This window comes from Flavobacterium sp., from assembly GCF_044360715.1.
Classification (GTDB): Bacteria; Bacteroidota; Bacteroidia; order Flavobacteriales; family Flavobacteriaceae; genus Flavobacterium.
Genome location: NZ_JBIKJY010000001.1, coordinates 33,265 through 51,337 on the forward strand (window position 1 = coordinate 33,265; position 18,073 = coordinate 51,337).

14 protein-coding genes are annotated in these 18,073 nt (G+C 33.0%); 2 read left to right on the forward strand and 12 right to left on the reverse strand.

What is annotated here, in order from left to right; all coding sequences use genetic code 11:
* Nucleotides 1-28: 28 nt before the first annotated feature.
* From ACIQ16_RS00135 to ACIQ16_RS00165, 7 genes are read right to left on the reverse strand one after another with little or no spacing between them, the layout of a single operon-like run.
* The gene (locus tag ACIQ16_RS00135; protein ID WP_396147989.1) at nucleotides 29-1,189 is read right to left on the reverse strand and encodes a cytochrome c oxidase subunit II; all 1,161 of its coding nucleotides are present in this window, start codon (nucleotides 1,187-1,189) and stop codon (nucleotides 29-31) included.
* Between the two features lie 23 nt (nucleotides 1,190-1,212).
* Entirely contained in the window at nucleotides 1,213-2,760 is a 1,548-nt protein-coding gene (locus ACIQ16_RS00140) for a quinol:cytochrome C oxidoreductase (RefSeq protein WP_396147990.1), read from the reverse strand.
* A gap of 26 nt (nucleotides 2,761-2,786) precedes the next feature.
* Nucleotides 2,787-3,347 carry a c-type cytochrome gene (locus ACIQ16_RS00145; RefSeq protein WP_396147991.1) on the reverse strand — a complete coding sequence of 187 codons (561 nt, stop codon included), beginning with the start codon at nucleotides 3,345-3,347 and terminating at the stop codon, nucleotides 2,787-2,789.
* A 5-nt stretch (nucleotides 3,348-3,352) separates the two neighbouring features.
* The gene (locus ACIQ16_RS00150; protein WP_396147992.1) at nucleotides 3,353-3,877 is read right to left on the reverse strand and encodes a DUF3341 domain-containing protein; all 525 of its coding nucleotides are present in this window, start codon (nucleotides 3,875-3,877) and stop codon (nucleotides 3,353-3,355) included.
* Nucleotides 3,878-3,888: 11 nt separating this feature from the next.
* Entirely contained in the window at nucleotides 3,889-5,328 is a 1,440-nt protein-coding gene (gene nrfD, locus ACIQ16_RS00155; RefSeq protein ID WP_396148100.1) for an NrfD/PsrC family molybdoenzyme membrane anchor subunit, read from the reverse strand.
* A gap of 24 nt (nucleotides 5,329-5,352) precedes the next feature.
* Nucleotides 5,353-8,418, reverse strand: coding sequence for a TAT-variant-translocated molybdopterin oxidoreductase (locus ACIQ16_RS00160; protein ID WP_396147993.1), 3,066 nt, complete (start codon nucleotides 8,416-8,418; stop codon nucleotides 5,353-5,355).
* 31 nt (nucleotides 8,419-8,449) lie between these two features.
* Nucleotides 8,450-9,781: a cytochrome c3 family protein gene (locus ACIQ16_RS00165; RefSeq protein ID WP_396147994.1), complete on the reverse strand. Its 1,332-nt coding sequence runs from the start codon at nucleotides 9,779-9,781 to the stop codon at nucleotides 8,450-8,452.
* Nucleotides 9,782-9,989: 208 nt separating this feature from the next.
* On the opposite strand from ACIQ16_RS00165, the gene ACIQ16_RS00170 reads away from it, so the two are divergent.
* Both ACIQ16_RS00170 and ACIQ16_RS00175 read left to right on the forward strand, forming a co-directional pair.
* Entirely contained in the window at nucleotides 9,990-10,382 is a 393-nt protein-coding gene (locus ACIQ16_RS00170; protein WP_396147995.1) for an SPOR domain-containing protein, read from the forward strand.
* A 51-nt stretch (nucleotides 10,383-10,433) separates the two neighbouring features.
* The gene (locus ACIQ16_RS00175; protein ID WP_396147996.1) at nucleotides 10,434-12,632 is read left to right on the forward strand and encodes a TonB-dependent receptor plug domain-containing protein; all 2,199 of its coding nucleotides are present in this window, start codon (nucleotides 10,434-10,436) and stop codon (nucleotides 12,630-12,632) included.
* Between the two features lie 71 nt (nucleotides 12,633-12,703).
* Here ACIQ16_RS00175 and ACIQ16_RS00180 read toward each other — a convergent pair whose 3' ends face one another.
* From ACIQ16_RS00180 to ACIQ16_RS00200, 5 genes are all read right to left on the reverse strand, one after another.
* Nucleotides 12,704-13,453 (reverse strand): Asp/Glu racemase, encoded by a 750-nt coding sequence (locus tag ACIQ16_RS00180; RefSeq protein ID WP_396147997.1) that lies wholly within the window; start codon nucleotides 13,451-13,453, stop codon nucleotides 12,704-12,706.
* Nucleotides 13,454-13,559: 106 nt separating this feature from the next.
* Nucleotides 13,560-14,468 carry a fumarylacetoacetate hydrolase family protein gene (locus ACIQ16_RS00185; protein WP_396147998.1) on the reverse strand — a complete coding sequence of 303 codons (909 nt, stop codon included), beginning with the start codon at nucleotides 14,466-14,468 and terminating at the stop codon, nucleotides 13,560-13,562.
* A gap of 236 nt (nucleotides 14,469-14,704) precedes the next feature.
* Nucleotides 14,705-15,880, reverse strand: a complete 1,176-nt coding sequence (locus tag ACIQ16_RS00190) for a retropepsin-like aspartic protease (protein WP_396147999.1) — start codon at nucleotides 15,878-15,880, stop codon at nucleotides 14,705-14,707.
* Between the two features lie 15 nt (nucleotides 15,881-15,895).
* A complete protein-coding gene (locus ACIQ16_RS00195) occupies nucleotides 15,896-17,005 on the reverse strand; it encodes a cupin domain-containing protein (RefSeq protein ID WP_396148000.1) in 1,110 nt (369 codons plus the stop codon).
* A 48-nt stretch (nucleotides 17,006-17,053) separates the two neighbouring features.
* Nucleotides 17,054-18,034 carry a carbon-nitrogen hydrolase family protein gene (locus ACIQ16_RS00200; protein ID WP_396148001.1) on the reverse strand — a complete coding sequence of 327 codons (981 nt, stop codon included), beginning with the start codon at nucleotides 18,032-18,034 and terminating at the stop codon, nucleotides 17,054-17,056.
* Nucleotides 18,035-18,073: the final 39 nt, after the last annotated feature.

An 18,073-nucleotide genomic window follows, 5' to 3' on the forward strand; every position in this document is an offset into this window, starting at 1 on the left:
ATAATTATATTATTTTTTGAATCTTAATTTATTTTTTTGTTACAACTTGTGCTAATGTTTTAGTAGAATCTACAACTACTTTTGCATCAGCAGGATTAATTGCAGGATCTACTTTAGGAGCATTGGCTTCTTTTACTGCAACAGAAATTGTTTTTTGTTCTTTTAACCATTTTTTGTAATCTGCTTCAGACTCTACAATAATTTTTAATTGCATATTGTAATGAGAGGCACCACAAATTTTGTTACACAATAATAAATAGTCAAAAGTATAAGGCTCTAAAGCAGGTTTTCCTTCGGCAACTAATGCTTCTGATTTTTTAGCTCTAATTTTATTAATACCGTCAACTTTTTTCATCATCATAGCTGTTCCACGCATTTCAGCTGTTGTTAATGTTGGAACAAAAGCAAATTCAGTAACCATACCAGGAACACAATTCATTTGCGCTCTAAAGTGAGGCATATAAGCTGAGTGTAATACATCTTGAGAACGCATTCTGAAATGAATTTTCTTACCAACAGGTAAATGAATTTCAGCTACTACTTTATCATCTTGTGATGCTGGATCAGACATATCAACACCAAGTGTATTTACATCTTTAATATAACGAACATTTGCTTTTCCTAACGTATTATCTTCACCTGCATAACGTGCTTCCCAAGCAAATTGTTTCGCGTAAAGCTCTACATTAATTACTTCTTCATCTTCGTTTACATACATAATTTGATTCCAAGTATATAATCCATAAAGAATTAAAACGGCTAATACAATTACAGGAATAATTGTCCAAACTGCCTCTAATTTATTATTATCAGCAAAGTACAAGGCTTTTTGACCTTCTTTACCTCTGTATTTAAAAGCAAAATAATGCAATAAAAATTGTGTTAATGTTTGTACAAAAAAGATAATTGCCATTGAGATATTCATCAAATTATCAACATCTTTACCGTGTAATGATGCTGGCGTATCTAATACAAAACTACCCCATTTAACAAATGAATAAATTGTAAAAATGTATATAAATGCTACGAATGCAAACATTAAATATCCATTTATATTGTTGTCTTTATCTGTAGCTATTGCAGAATCATCTTTTGCAGTACCAATTTGTGTTAGACTAAATATCTTAGATAATTGCCATGCTGCAACACCTAATAAAACTATGATTAAAAGTATCAATAAACCGTTCATTTGTTTATTTCGTTAATTAATTATTAATAATGAAAATGTTTGCTTTCTTCTATGTAAGGATTTCCTTCAGAAGCTAATGGTGCTTTTGTTAATGCCGTGAAAACAACAAAAATAAATAATCCTGCGAAGAAAAGTACCGAACTAATTTCTGATACCCCAATAAACCATTGATCACCAACAGTTGCAGGCATAATCATGTTAAAGAAATCAACATAATGACCTGCTAATATTACGATACCAGCCATAACAACAACCCACTGAAGGCGTTTAAAGTCGGCATTCATTAATATTAATAAAGGGAATACGAAATTCATAACAACCATTCCAAAGAAAGGTAAATTATAGTTCTCTATACGCGTTACAAAATAAGTAACTTCTTCAGGAATATTAGAATACCACATTAACATAAATTGAGAAAACCATAAGTAGGTCCAGAATACACTGATACCAAACATAAATTTAGCTAAATCATGTAAATGCGATTTATTAACTTCTGGTAATAAACCTTTATTTTTCAAATAAATAGTTGTTAAAGTAATCATAGTGATACCACTTACAAAGAAACTTGCAAAAACATACCAACCGAATAACGTACTATACCAGTGAGGATCTACAGACATAATCCAATCCCAAGACATCATAGACTCAGAAATAATGAAGAATACTAAGAACATTGCCGCAGCATTATAATTTTTCTTAAAGAAAGACATATCTTTTGTTTCATCTAATTTGATTGAATTTTTTCTAGAAACATATCTAAATAAATTCCAACCAATTAAGAAAATTGCTGCTCTAATTAAGAAAAAAGGCACATTTAAGAAACCAGATTTACCAGCAATAATATGATCATAATTTGAACTATTAGGGTCTGTAACACCATCTGCCATCCATGTAAACATATGATTAAAATGGAAACCTGCTAAAGCTAATAAAATAAAGAAAATAATTGAACCTGGTAACACATAGGCTGTAATTCCTTCCATTACTCTAAACAACATTGGCGACCAACCTGCTTGTGCCACCCATTGGATTGCATAAAAAGCTAGGGCGCCAACTGCAATTAGCATAAAGAAAATACAAGCTACATATAATGCAGACCATGGTTTATTTTGCAATTGATGTTTTACATGTGCTACATGTTCTTTGTGCTCAGCTTCGTGATCAACAATTTCTTTATGAAACTTACTTACGTAAATATCACTTTTAGAATTAGTCACAACAGGAGCAATAGCTACAATTGTAGAGTCGTGTGTTGAATGTGCAGCAGAATCAACTGCTACATGGGCTACTTCATGGCTAACTGAATCTGCACTTTCAACTTTATGAGTTGAAGCTTCGTGAGAAGTGTGTGCTTCTGCATTAGCATGTTCCTCATGAGAAGCATCAGAATGTGTTGCTTCGGCATGAGTATCGTGGTGTGCACCACCATGATGAGCTTCTTGCTCTTTTAAGATTGCTTCAACATCTTCATCAGTTTTAGGTGCTGACCAGAAACCGTAACCGATTCCTAAAATACCTAAAATCATTAAGGCGAATGAAAAGCTTTTTAATCTACTAGAAAACTGGTACATATTTTTATTTTTTCTAAAAAGTAATACTATTTTAATTCTGATTTAAGTTTCATAACATAATCAGCAACTTGCCATCTTTCTTCTTTTGACAATTGATTTGCATGAGAACCCATTGAGTTCAAACCATAAGTAACAACATGAAATACGCTACCTGTAGTAATTACTCTATCTTTATAACTAGGAACCCCTAGAAATTTCTCTCTCTTTACTAAATTCCCTTTTCCATCTCCACCTTCACCGTGACAAATAGCACAATAAATAGTAAATAATTCTTTTCCTTTTTCTGCATCAACTTGATCAGCAGCTAATGGAGAAACATTATTTTTTGAAGCTATATACCCTTCTGGAGTATTTGGAATTTCATAAGGAACAAACCCTTGTTTAATTGTTCCAGCTGGTGGAATTTGACTTACTTTTCCTTTTTCACCTGTAGGTGAATTGAAAACGTCCGATTCTCCATATGTTTCATAAGAAATTGGCTCGTACATGTTTGGAAAAAGCTGATAATTAGGCGCAGATTTATCAAAACAAGATGTCATTAGCAAAGATGCTCCAACTAATGTCAATATATTTAAAATACTTTTCATACCTATTAATGCTTATCAATTACTTTTACTTCTACTGCTCCGGTGTTTTTGAAGAAAAAAACCAATTCTTCTTCATTATCATGAACACCAACTTCCATTAAGAAATGGTCATCCGTAGTTCTTACATCTGGATTCTCTGCTTTTTTAAATGGCCATAATTTACTTCTCATATAAAAAGTAATAACCATTAAGTGAGCTGCAAAAAATACGGTTCCTTCAAATAAAACAGGTACGAATGCAGGCATATTTTGGATAAATTCAAAAGATGGCTTTCCACCAATATCTTGAGGCCAATCTTTAATCATTATATATCTTAACAGATTAAAATATACAAATAGTCCTGTTATACCATATAGAAATGCACAAATTGCAAGTCGTGTTGCTGGTAAACCCATCGCCTTATCAAGTCCGTGAACTGGAAATGGCGTATAAACTTCTTCAATATGATAGTGTGCCGCTTTAGTTTTATGAACTGCAGCTAACAAAATATCATCGTCGTTATATATAGCGTGTACTACTTTATTACTCATAATTCTTTATATTAATGATGATCGTGTCCTTCGTGAGCATCATGTCCGTGATGATCATGATGTGGTTTACTATCTGCTCTTTCTCTTTTGAAATTATCTCCAGATGATTTTAAGATTGTTTTTACCTCTGCTTGAGCAATTACTGGGAAACTTCTTGAATATAATAAGAACAATACGAAGAAGAATCCAATAGTTCCAATAAATATACCTGCGTCAACAAAAGTTGGTTGGAACATGGTCCAAGATGATGGTAAATAATCTCTGTGTAATGAAGTTACGATAATTACGAAACGTTCAAACCACATACCAATGTTTACTACAATAGAAATAATGAAAGAAAAGGCAATACTTGTTCTTAATTTTTTGAACCACATAAATTGTGGAGAGAACACGTTACAAGTCATCATTAACCAATATGACCACCAGTAAGGTCCAGTAGCTCTATTAAGGAATGCATATTGTTCATACTCTACTCCTGAATACCAAGCTACAAATAACTCTGTAATATAAGCACATCCCACAATTGAACCCGTAATCATAATAATGATGTTCATTAATTCAATGTGTTGTACGGTGATATAATCTTCTAAACCTGATACTTTACGCATTACAATTAATAATGTATTTACCATTGCAAACCCTGAGAATACCGCACCTGCCACAAAATATGGAGGTAAAATAGTAGTATGCCAACCAGGAATAACTGAAGTAGCAAAGTCAAAAGATACAATTGTGTGTACAGAAAGTACAAGAGGAGTTGCTAAACCAGCCAATACTAAAGACACTTCTTCAAAACGTTGCCAGTCTTTTGCTCTTCCACTCCATCCAAAAGAAAGGATAGAATATACTCTTTTATTAAATGGTGTGATTGCTCTATCTCTAAGCATTGCGAAATCTGGTAATAAACCTGTCCACCAGAACACCAATGATACAGATAAATACGTTGAAATTGCAAATACGTCCCATAATAATGGTGAGTTAAAATTCACCCATAATGATCCGAATTGATTTGGAATTGGTAATACCCAATATGCTAACCATGGACGACCCATGTGAATAATTGGGAACAAACCTGCTTGAATTACAGAGAAAATAGTCATCGCTTCTGCTGAACGGTTAATCGCCATTCTCCATTTTTGACGGAATAATAAAAGTACAGCAGAAATAAGTGTTCCTGCGTGACCAATACCTACCCACCAAACGAAGTTGGTAATATCCCAAGCCCATCCAATTGTTTTATTTAAACCCCAAGTACCGATACCTGTTGTAATTGTGTATACCATACAACCAAGTCCCCAAAGGAACGCAGCTAATGCTATTGAAAATACTGTCCACCATAATTTGTTAGCTCTTCCTTCTACTGGACGAGCTACATCTACAGTTATATCGTGATAAGATTTATCACCAATAACCAAAGGTTTTCTAATGGGTGCTTCGTAATGAGACATAATCCTTTATATTGTTTCTATTAATAATTATTTATCGTTTCTTACCTTAACGTGATACATTACGTTTGGTTTTGTTCCAATGCTTTCTAATAAATGATACATTCTGTCGTCTTCTAAAAGTTGCGCAACATCTGATTCTTTATTATTAACATCTCCAAAAATCATAGCTCCTGAAGTACAAGCTGCAGAACAAGCCGTTTGGAAATCATCTTTACCAACTTCATTTCCTTCTTTCTTAGCTTTTAATATGGTAGCTTGAGTCATTTGGATACACATAGAACATTTTTCCATAACCCCACGAGAACGTACATTTACATCTGGATTTAATACCATACGACCTAAATCATCATTCATGTGGTAATCAAACTCGTCATTTTTGTTATATAAGAACCAGTTGAAACGACGTACTTTATACGGACAGTTATTTGCACAGTAACGCGTACCAACACATCTGTTGTATGCCATATGGTTTTGACCTTGACGTGAGTGCGATGTAGCTGCAACTGGACATACAGTCTCACAAGGAGCGTGATTACAGTGCTGACACATTACAGGCTGGAAAACAACTTGTGGATTAGCAGAAGGATCTTCTAATTCTTGGAAAGTTGAAATAGTTCCTGTTAAACCTTCAGAACTGTTTTTAGTAGTAATATCACCTGCAAAAGTTTCTTCAGATGAATAATATCTGTCGATTCTTAACCAATGCATATCACGACTTCTTCTTATTTCAGTTTTTCCAACTACTGGTACATTATTTTCAGCGTGACATGCGATAACACATGCGCCACAACCTGTACAAGCATTTAAATCGATAGATAAGTTAAAATGGTGACCTGTAGTTCTGTCAAAAGAAGCCCATAAATCTACTGATGTAGCAGCAACTTCTTTGTGATCTAATGAAACCACTGGTGTTGGATTATAAATTTCTTTATTACCCGATTCATTCGCTTTATTGAATATAGATAAAGTAGTATCTTTTACGATATCCCCTCTACCCATTAAAGTTCTTTGTAATTGTACGCAAGCAAATTCGTGCTCACCTTCTGTTAAAGTAACCGAAGCCGATTGATTTGCATTACCGTTTGCATATAAAGTATATGCATTAACACCGGTTTGCATTTCGTCTTTTAAAGCTTCTTTTCTACCGTAACCAAAAGCTAAACCAATTGTTCCAGCAGCTTGACCTGGTTGAATAATTACTGGTACATTTTCTAAAGTAGCATTTCCAACTTTTATTGAAACATAACTTCCGTTTAAACCTCCGTTTGCTACATTAAAGTTTTCTAATTTATATTTTTCAGCATCTGCTTTAGATACGGTTACATAGTTATCCCAAGAAACTCTTGTAATTGGATCTGGAAACTCTTGTAACCAAGGGTTGTTGGCTTGTTGCCCGTCTCCCATTCCAACTTTACTATATAAAACTAAGTCTAAACCATTTGATTTTGCAGCAGAAAGTTTTGTAGCTGAAGCTCCAAAGTTACCTGCTTGAACAGATATACTTCCAGCGGCAGTTACAACAAAACCATCGTGAACGGCTTGGTTCCAAGTTTTTCCACCTAAATTAGTAGAAGCAAAACCTTTTAAGAAATCATAATACGGTGTAGCATTATCATTCCAAGCTAATAACGCTTCTTGAAATTGTTTCGTATTGAATAATGGACGAATTGTTGGCTGAGCAATACTATAGTTTGAACGTGTAATTGCAACATCATTCCAAGATTCTAAATAATGACTTGCTGCAGCAGCGATTGTAGTTTTTGTAGCCGTTTCATCTTCTTTTGTAGAAAATGCTACAGATAATTTTACTTTTCCTAAACCTGCAACAAATGCTGCAGAATTGGCTAAAGTATATACTGGATTTACGCCACTCATAATTAATGTGTGCACTTTTCCAGCATTCATATCTGCTACTAATTGAGCAACTGCTTTTGCATCACCTTTTCTGGTTAACTTAGCATCAGAAGGATTAAAAGCTTCAGATTTTAAAGCTAAATTGATACCCAACACTAAATATTGTGCATCAAAATCATCTAAACCTGTAACCACTACTCCTTTTGAACCAGCAGCTTTTAATTGTTGTGCCGCTTTTTCAACTTCTTTATCTAAAGCACCAACACTAGCAACAGAAACATTTGAACCTGTAACAGCATTATATAATTTTACTAAAGCTAATTTTTGATTAGCAATAGTTAAAGGAATTCTTTTATCTGCATTAGCACCAGCTAATGACATATTTGCTTCAATTTGAATATGTTTAGACATTTTTCCGTTTTTCGGAATACGTCCTTTTGCATAACCTGTATCAAAACCACCACCTTGCCAATCTCCTAAGATATCAGCACCAACAGAAACTATTGTATCAGCTGCAGCAAAATTATAATTTGCTAAACCTCTGAAACCATAAACCGCTTGAAAAGCATCTAAAGCATTAGAATCAGAAATTGCATCATATATAATGTGTTTAACATTCGTATATTTAGTTGCTAAATCTGAAATTAATTTATCTGTTGAAGGACTTGCTGTTGTGTTTGTTAAAACTACAACTTGACCGCCTTTGGCTTTAGCGTCAACTAAACTAGCTTTTACCTTTGCATTTACTTCATTCCAAGATGCCTCTTTTTTATCAATTTTAGGATTTTTCAATCTTAAATTATCATATAAAGACAAAACGGAAGCATGAACTCTTGCGTTTGCTCCTGTTACAGCTCCTTCAGTTGTATTGTTTTCAACTTTAATAGGACGACCTTCACGAGTTTTAATTAAAATATTCGCAAAATCATACCCATCCGCTATAGTTGTAGCATAATAATCAGCTACACCAGGGATAATTTCTTCTGGTTGAACCACATAAGGAATTGACTTAATTACCGGCCCTTCACAAGCTGCTAATGATGCTGCGGCTGTACTGAAACCAACGTACTTTAAAAAGTCACGACGTGAAGTAGATGAATTAGAAAGATTTTCTTTATCACCTAAAAACGCATCAACAGGAATTTGCTCTACAAATTCGTTGCTTTGTAACGCCTCAACAATAGAACTATTTTCATTTAGTTCTTCAACACTTTTCCAGTATTTTTTGTTTGATGCCATTGTATATAGATATTAACTTCTTATATTATTATTAGTAGTGACATTTACCACACTCTAAACCACCCATTTGAGCAGCTGTCAACTTAGAAACACCTAATTTTTTAGATAATTGTTCGTGGATTTTTTTGTAATAACCATTGTCTTCAACTTTCACATTTGTCTCTCTGTGACAGTTAATACACCATCCCATAGTTAATGGTTGATCTTGTTTCATTACTTCGAAAGTTTGCACTTCACCATGACATTTTTGACATTCAATACCACCAACAGTTACGTGTTGTGCGTGATTAAAATATACGAAATCTGGTAAATTATGAATTCTTACCCATTTTACAGGTTTTGTTTTTCCTGTGTATTTTTGAGTTGCTTTATCCCATCCAACTGCATCATACAATTTTTGAATTTCACCTGTGTAAAATTCTTTAGTATATTCTACATAAGTTGAATCTTTAGAACCTTGGAATTCAGCAATGTTTTTATGGCAATTCATACACACATTTAATGAAGGAATACCCGCATTTTTAGAAACTCTTGCAGATGAGTGACAGTATTTACAATCAATACCATTTTCACCAGCGTGAATTTTATGTGAATAATGAATAGGTTGAATTGGCTCATATCCTTGATCTACTCCAATTTGCATAAAATAACCATACATATAGTAAGCAGAAATTAAAAGGAATAATATAGCCGTTACCACCATTAAAAACTGATTTTTAACAAATGCTTTCCAAAAAGGTAATCCTTTTGGTGCTTCTGCAACTTCAAGGCCTTTAGACTCTATTACATTTTTCAATAATCGTTTAACAGTAACCAACATAAATACCAAAATACCTAACACAAATGCTAACACACCTAATATTAAGTTATTTGATACACCGCCTTCTGATTTTTCAGCAGTTCCACCTGTTGCTGTTTTTGGAGTTTCCGCTGCCGGAGCCACTTCCATAGTGTATGCTATAATGTTATCAATGTCGCCATTAGATAATTGAGGAAAAGCCGTCATATTTGCTTTCGCATATTCTTCGTACACTTTTACCGCTTTAGCATCACCAGACTTAATTAAGTCTGAACTATTTTTAATCCATTTGTACAACCATTCTTTGTCATACTTATCGCCAACACCTCTCAATGCAGGACCAGTCATTTTTGCATCTAATTTGTGACAAGCGGCACAATTAGTGTTAAACAATTCTTTTCCTTTTACCGGATCACCTGAACCAGTTGCTGGTGCCGCTGCGGTTGCAACAGGCGCAGCAGCTGCAACAGCTTCTTGCGCTGAAACACCTACTGCAAAAAATGCAGAAAGTGCTAAAGAAAAGATAGTTTTTGAAAACGATTTAGGGTTACCCAACTTTTTCATATTAAAAATTAATTATCAAACTTATTTTTTGGTATGGTTTTAGCTAATGCTTCATCATACTTTTTTAAAAACTTGGACAAAAATACAACATTAGAATAATTATAAAAACCCTAAATTTATCTTAAAATGTAATTTATTTTAATTCTAAATAAGATAAAGGGCATTTATTTAATTCTAAGTAATAAATTTGCATTAAATATCATTCATTATGAAGACTTTAAAAAAAATAAACGTATTTTCAATCTTAATTATCACTTTTTTGTTCTCGCAAAATATTTTTTCACAAACCACGAAAACGATTATTGAACAAGATGAAAAAATTGAAAAATTGCTTCAAGAAAAAAGAAAAAACAATTCGGGCATTACTATAAATGACAAGTTTAAGATTCAAATATTTTTTGGAAACATTGAAGAATCGAAAAAAATATTGCTTGCCTTTAAAAAAGAATTTATTTTACTAGACGGAACCATTATTTTTAGTAATCCATCTTATAAAGTTTGGGTAGGTAGCTTTAAAAGTAAAATTGAAGCTGAAAAGTCTTTAATTAATATTAAAAAGAAATATCCAAGTGCCGTAATAATTGAACCTAATAAAAAATAACGACAATCATATGGCATAATTTTTGATGCGTTATTTTTAAATAAATTTAACATGTTAAAAAACTACGCATTTTTTTTCTTTTTTATCCTATTAAATTCACAATTATCTTTTAGTCAAGATGTTACAGATACCATCAAGACTCAAAACATTGAAGAGGTAAAAATCAATTCTAAGAAAATTACAATTGATAAAAATCAAACGCCTTCACAAATTGAAATCTTTTCAAAAGAAAAAATAGAATTTCAAAACTTTCAAAGCACGGCCGATATGTTGGCAAACTCTGGTGCTTTATTTGTTCAAAAATCGCAACAAGGTGGCGGTAGTCCAGTAATTAGAGGATTTGAAGCTAGTCGAATTTTACTTTTAGTAGATGGTGTTAGAATGAACAACCTTATATTTAGATCTGGACACCTACAAAATGTGATTACCGTTGATGAAAATTTCTTAGAAACAGCTTTAGTTCAATACGGACCTACCTCATCCCTATATGGAAGTGACGCACTTGGAGGTTCGGTAAATATGATTACGAAAAACGCAAAGTTAATTGATGGTTTTACTGGAAATTTTAATACCCGTTATTCTTCTGTAAACGAAGAAAAATCAGGGTATTTTGACATTAATTATGGAGGCAAGAATTTTGCATCTTTAACTGCTTTTTCATATAATGATTTTGGTGATTTGAAAATGGGAAAATCTAAAAATCATAACGGTGATTTTTTTGGAGAAAGAACAAAATATGTTGAAACCATAAATGGAGTGGATATTTTAACTAAAAATGACAACAAATATGTACAAATTGGAAGTGCTTTTAAACAGTACAACTTTATGCAAAAATTAGTTTATACATCAAAAAGCGGCTATACTCATAATGCTAATTTTCAATACTCAACCACTTCAAACATCAATAGATACGATAGATTAACCGATCCATCTTCTTCAGGTTTAAAAAGCGCCGAATGGTACTACGGACCACAAAAAAGACTTTTAGGAGTGTACAGTTTAGAAAAAGAAAATGTGTTTGCAAATACAGATTTTAAATTAGATGCGGGTTATCAAAATGTGGAAGAAAGTAGAATGAATAGAAATTTTGGAAATTACAACTTGCAAAACAGAATAGAAAATGTGAATATATATTCATTAGCCGCCAATTTTGAAACCAAATTAAAAAGAGGAAATTTATATTATGGTATTGAAAATTATTATGATGATTTAAAATCGACCGCCTTTAAAAACAATATTAAAACTGGTGTAATCGCACCTTTAGACACAAGATATCCGAATGGAAAAAACAATATGATGCGAAATGATATTTATGTTTCTTATACTTCTAAAAGATATGTGACTACTAACTTTTCTATGGGTGCAAGAGTTGGATATGCTACACTTAATAGTACAATTGCTGATAATTCAATAATGCCTTTGCCTTTTAATGAAATAAAACAACAAAACTTAACCTACAGCGGAAATATAGGTTTGGTGCATAACGCTTCTGAAAATTTTATACTTAAAACTAATGTAAGCTCTGGTTTCAGAGTGCCAAATATTGATGATTTAGCAAAAATATTTGAATCAGGTGCTGGGACTTTAATTGTTCCAAATAAAGATTTGAAACCAGAACAAACTATTACTGGAGATTTTGGATTCGTTTTAAAATCTAAATCGAACAAACATCAATTTGATGCAACTTATTTTTACACGCAATTATACGATGCCATTGTAACAGATAAATTTACTTTTAATGGTCAAAATACCTACGATTTTGGTGGAGGAGATGTAAGAAACGTAATTGCCAATCAAAATTTAGGAAAAGCATTTGTAACTGGAGTAAACGGAAATATAAAAACAACTTTGGCTAAAAACGTTCAATTCAATGGTTCTTATAATATTACTTTAGGAAGAGTTACTACTGATGGAAACAAAAGACCTTTAGATCATATTCCACCTTATTTTGGAAAATTAGGAATTAATTATGCGCCAAAGTGGGCAACTTTTGAAGCTTATATGTTGTTCAACGGAAAAAAACAGTTAAGTGATTATTCTACAAGTGGTGAAGACAACTTAAATTATGCCCCTGCAAATGGAATGCCAGCTTGGGAGACGTATAATTTTAAAGCGGCAACAAAATCAATACAAGGATTTACTTTATTTACAGGTGTAGAAAACCTATTAGATACACAATATAGAAATTTTGCTTCTGGAATTAATGCAGGTGGAAGAAATATATATGGTGGTGCAAAATATAGTTTTTAAACATCCTATTTAAAAAACAAAATGCGTTCTGATTCATATTCCGAACGCATTTTTTTATGATCTTGATTCAATTAATATTTTCCACTTAATAATTCTCCACCAATAGCCGATTTTGGTTCGATACCTATTTTCTTCATCATTTCATAAGTGGTACAAACAGCTGCAGAAGTAACTGGGATACCACATTCTGCTTGAATTAAATCTATTGCTTCTAGCGATGGCATTTGTACACAAGCTGAAGCAACTAAAACATCTACATCTGTCAAATCTAATTGTTTATAGATTTCCAATAAATTCATTGGGTTTTGAGCGGCTACTTCCAAATTATCTGGAATTTCTAAAGCAATACTCTGTTTTACTTTGATGCCTTGATTTTCGATATAATCCACCACCATATCGGTTAATGGTCGCATATAAGGCGTAATAATCGAAATTTGTTTCGCACCTAAAACCTTCAGTCCATTAATTAATGCACCTGCTGAAGTAACAATTGGCGTTGGAAAATCATTAGCCACTGTTTCTTGATGTAAATTTACTTCCGACACACAATGATACCCGCGTCCCATACTCATAATCGCTACCAAACAGGCATATCCCATTACATCTACGTGAGCATCTGACAACTCTTGAGCACATTTCAAACTCATCGCATCCATTGCTTCCAATTCTTCTTTGGTTACTTTTTTCATACGCATTCTACTACTGTGAAACGTAAAACGTTCAGGTAAAATGGTTTCGCGTGAGCGAAAAATGGCTGGTATTTCGGTTTCCATCGTTACGTTTGATGATGGAACTATTTGTCCTATTCTGTATTTTTTCATATTATTATTTGTTTTGTTTCGCAGAGATTCGCAAAGTTTTCACAAAGATTCACAAAAAATTTTGTGTTACTCTGGGCTTTTCTCTGTGGAACTCTGTGTAATAACTTTATATCTCTTTAACTGTATTCGTTATAGTTCCAATGCCTTCCACTGTGGCTTCTACCACATCACCATTATGCATCCATTCTTGTGGGTCACGACCTGCGCCAACGCCTGCTGGAGTTCCTGTTGCTATGATGTCGCCAGCTTCTAAGGTGAAAACAATACTTAAATCTTCAATCAAATCATTAATGTTAAACAACATAAATTTTGTGTTGGAATTTTGTTTTTCCACACCATTAACTTTCAAGGATAGATTCAAATTATGTGGGTTTTCAATTTCGTCTTTCGTAACTAAAAATGGTCCCATTGGTGCAAACGTATCTTGTCCTTTAGATACAATCCATTGTCCTTCTCTACGACAATCGCGAGCAGAAATATCATTAATTACGGTGTAACCAAACACATAATCCATTGCATTTTCTTTGGTTACATATTTCCCTTTTTTAGAAATAACAACTGCTAATTCACATTCCCAATCCAATTGAGAAGTCAATTTTGTGTTTTTGATAATTTCCGTATTCGTAGCCGTTACCGTTGTAGGTGGTTTTGAAAAAATAATTGGCTTAGTTGGTAATTTCCCTGTGGTATCTAATCCACGAGCACTTTCTGCCACATGTTCGGTGTAATTTAATCCAATACCAATAATGTTTTTTCTTGGTTTTTCGATGGGTGCTAAAATCGTAACATCGTTCATTTCATAAGCGATTTCTTCGAAGAAATTTTCTGGTGTTTCCGAAATTAATTCGCTTATTTCAGCAATAATTTCAAAACCCATATCAATTAAATCTAGCATATCATTAGGTAATGGAAAATTAGATATTTCGCCAAAATCTTCCATATCAATGACTTGATTGTTATGAATGAAGCCCAAACGTGGCTCGGTGTCTTGTGTTTTGTAGGTAAGTAGTTTCATATTTTTTATGTTTCAAAGTTGCAAAGTTACAAAGTAGCAAAGTTATTTATTGATTTTTGTGATTATTATAGATATTTATTGAAATAATTAATGACCACCATACAATACTAATATATCCTAAAAATATTGCAAAATCGTCTTTTTGTTGTATTAGATAAATACTAATAATAAAAAATATAATTGTAACAATATTAATTGAATTATAAAATAATTTTAAAAGTTTTATTTGTAAATTTTTAATTTTCAATAGTAATTTCGCTGATTTGACCTTCTTTGTTTTTTATTTTTAAGATATAACTATCTTTATTTTTCCATTCTTTTTTAAGTCTTAAAAAATCACAAAGAGAAATATTAGTAATATCTATTTGATCAACACTAATGACTTCATCACCAGTATTCATTAATGTTTTAAATTTTTCATCCCAGACTATACCAATAACTACTTTGTCATTTTGTACAGAAGTATAAAACTTCGGTGTTTTTTCTTTTACATCAATAATTTTGGTAGATTCGAAATAGAATTTTTTATTTAAAAAATCTAAAGTTACATCTCCATATTTTAGAATATCTAATCCAATTCTTGAGTTATCATCTGAGGTTGTCGAAACCATTATATTATTTATGATCTGTTGGTTTAAGTTAGCGTTTTCAATTTCAAGCAATTTTTGTTCATTGCTATTACCCGCACCAAAAAGTCCCGAATCTCCAATACCTGTAGCAGAATATAATGCCTCAAAAATTTTGCTTTTTTCAAAAATCGTATACGCTCTTTTTGACATATCATAAAGACCATCCATACCCGTATCCACAAGAACCATATCTGAAGCTTTTTCATTATTTTTACCTTCAAATTTTAATTCTACATAGGGTGATTTTTGATTCCCTACTAATTTCATCTTGACTGGTTTTTTATCAATATTTAATGATTTTATTTTATTTGTGATAATTATAGTTTTATTAGCGCCATTTATCTTAATAATTGAATTTCGTAATAAATTACTACCAATAAAACCATCAATTTTATAACAACTAAGTAAATTATGTTCTTCAAAATTATAAATTAAACCCGCTTGATTTTCAAAAATAAGGGTACCAATTTTTACTTGAGGAACCACAGCGAATTTCATTTTTTGATCTTGATTGTTTGCATCATTTACATTTATAGAATCACCTTCTGTAATATTTAATTCTTTCAATAATTCTGGAGAGAATAAATTAGGTGCCCCAGTATCTAACAAAAATCGATATGTTTTGTCATTAATAGTAACCGGAAGTATTATTTTTCCTATTTCTGTTTGATATGGAATAACTTCATAATATTCTTTAAGGTTTATGCTGCCTTGGTTAAAATTAATTTGACCAAAAATTAAAGAATTTATTAATAGAAGAATTAAGACTAGTTTATGTTTCATATTTCTATTTTATTTTTAGGTCATTTGATGACCATTATTTTCTTCCAATTCTCTTGATTGAAAAAGCCCTAAACTTTCAATTACTGGTAAATCGTTGAATTGAAATAGGCAAGCATCTTCGGTTTCGGAAAGGTTGTGGTGTTCGTGCCAAGCCCAACTCGGAACACAGAAAATATCTCTTCCCTTCCAATCGAAGCGTTGGCCGTTGATGATGGAAAAACCTTTTCCTTTCGCACATTGATACACAAACGAACCTGTATGCTTGTGTGCTTTTCCTTTGAAACCTGCTGGTAATAATTGCATCGCGGCTCCCATCGTTTGCATCACGTGTCCGCCTGTTAACGGATTAGAATATTGCATAAAAATGCCATCAAACGGATTAACTTCATTTACTTTTTGAGCTTCTAAAAGTGCTGGATACACATTTTTCCAGGAATATTTGAATAAGGGCGAATAGGGTTTGTCCCACGTTTTATCAGCTGGAATTAATCCTGCACAACCATAGGTAATAGGCGAGTAATTTAAAGGTTTCACCAAAGGTTGCTTGCCATCATAAACTGCATAATCATTCGCCTCTAAAGCATTTACTAAGGGAATGTCCAAACCATCTTGCCAAATACAGGTTTTTCCACCTTCTTCCACACCATGTTCGTGCCAAGTTGAATTTGGGGTGATGACAAAATCATTCACCTCAAGCATAATTTTATTTCCATCTACAACGGTATACCCTTTTTCACCTTCCATAATAAACCGCAAAGCCGAAGCCTTATGACGATGTGCAGAAGTGCTTTCGCCAGGGCGAGTAACTTGAATTCCTGTATATAACCAACCTACCGCTGCTGATACATCTTTACGTTTGTCGTTTACCAAATATACCACTCGACGACCTGCTTGTTCAGGTGTTACTAATTCGGATGATTTTAAAACTAAATCGCGTAAATCATCATATTTCCAAAGCATTGGAACAGACGACGAACGCGGTTCCCAAGGTTCGATGTCATTGGCTACTGTCCATAAAGCGCCTGCGCCTAAAGCTTCAAGTTCTTTGTAATAGGCAACTAATTCTGGCGAATCTTGTACTCTTGCACGACCAATTTGGTCATCTGAAAAGTTATTTTCTTCCATAGTTTTTATTTTAAATTGCTGACTTCGAGTGCCTCAGTCAACAATTATTTATCTCTTATTAAACTCCTCGTGATTATCAATAAATGTAATTTTTCGCGTTGGAGCGGTATTTACTCGTAAATCGAAAATATCAAATCGGTTATAATGTCCTAAAATATCGTGCATTTGTTTCGGTTGAATGCACTTTTCTAAGTCAATTTCAGCATATACAATTCCTTCTTCATCAATTAAAGGTGTACCGATTACAGCTCCGTTAGGACCAATAAATCCAGAAAATGCCGAACTTTTTCTATCTAATAATTCATCTACATTTGGCACATCGGCACGTAATGCATCTTTTATTTCTTGAGAAACTGTTGAACACGAAACAATCGTAAATAATTTACCTTCAAAAGAATGCGCAGCGGCACGAATTTTAATCGCTTCCGCCATATCATAATCTGGTGGAGCAACTGGCAATGAAATATAGTTGGCAATATGTATCAATTCGCCTTGCGAAAGTAGCGTAAAACGTGCCAACGTATTGGTGTTTTCGCCACACGCCAAAGTTCCGATAGGTCCTATTTCGGTATCATATACTTTCAACGAAGAACCATCACCTGAAGTCCATGTCAGTTTTTCTGCCCAAGTTGGCACTAACTTTCTATGTTTTCCGATGATAACGCCTTTGTTATCAATTATTAAATTGGTATTGTAAATTTCGCCATAGCTTGAACCTCTTTCATTGATTCCCATAACAATATGAATATCGTTTTCTTTAGCAGCCAAACATAATTTTTTAATTTCAGGCCCTGCAACATCAACCGAATTTTTATATAATGCTTCGTACCATTTACTGCCTTGAACGGGCGTCATAATCCAATTCCAATACGGATATCCTGAAATAAATACTTCAGGAAAAGCAATAAGTTTTGCTTGATTTGAGGCGGCTTCTTTAATAAAAGAAATCGCTTTATCGACTGTCTTTTCTACGTTTAGAAATACTGGTGACGTTTGAACGGTAGCGGCTTTGAATTTTTTGAATTCCATTTGTGATTTTTTTTTGAACACAGATTGGAGAGATTTTAA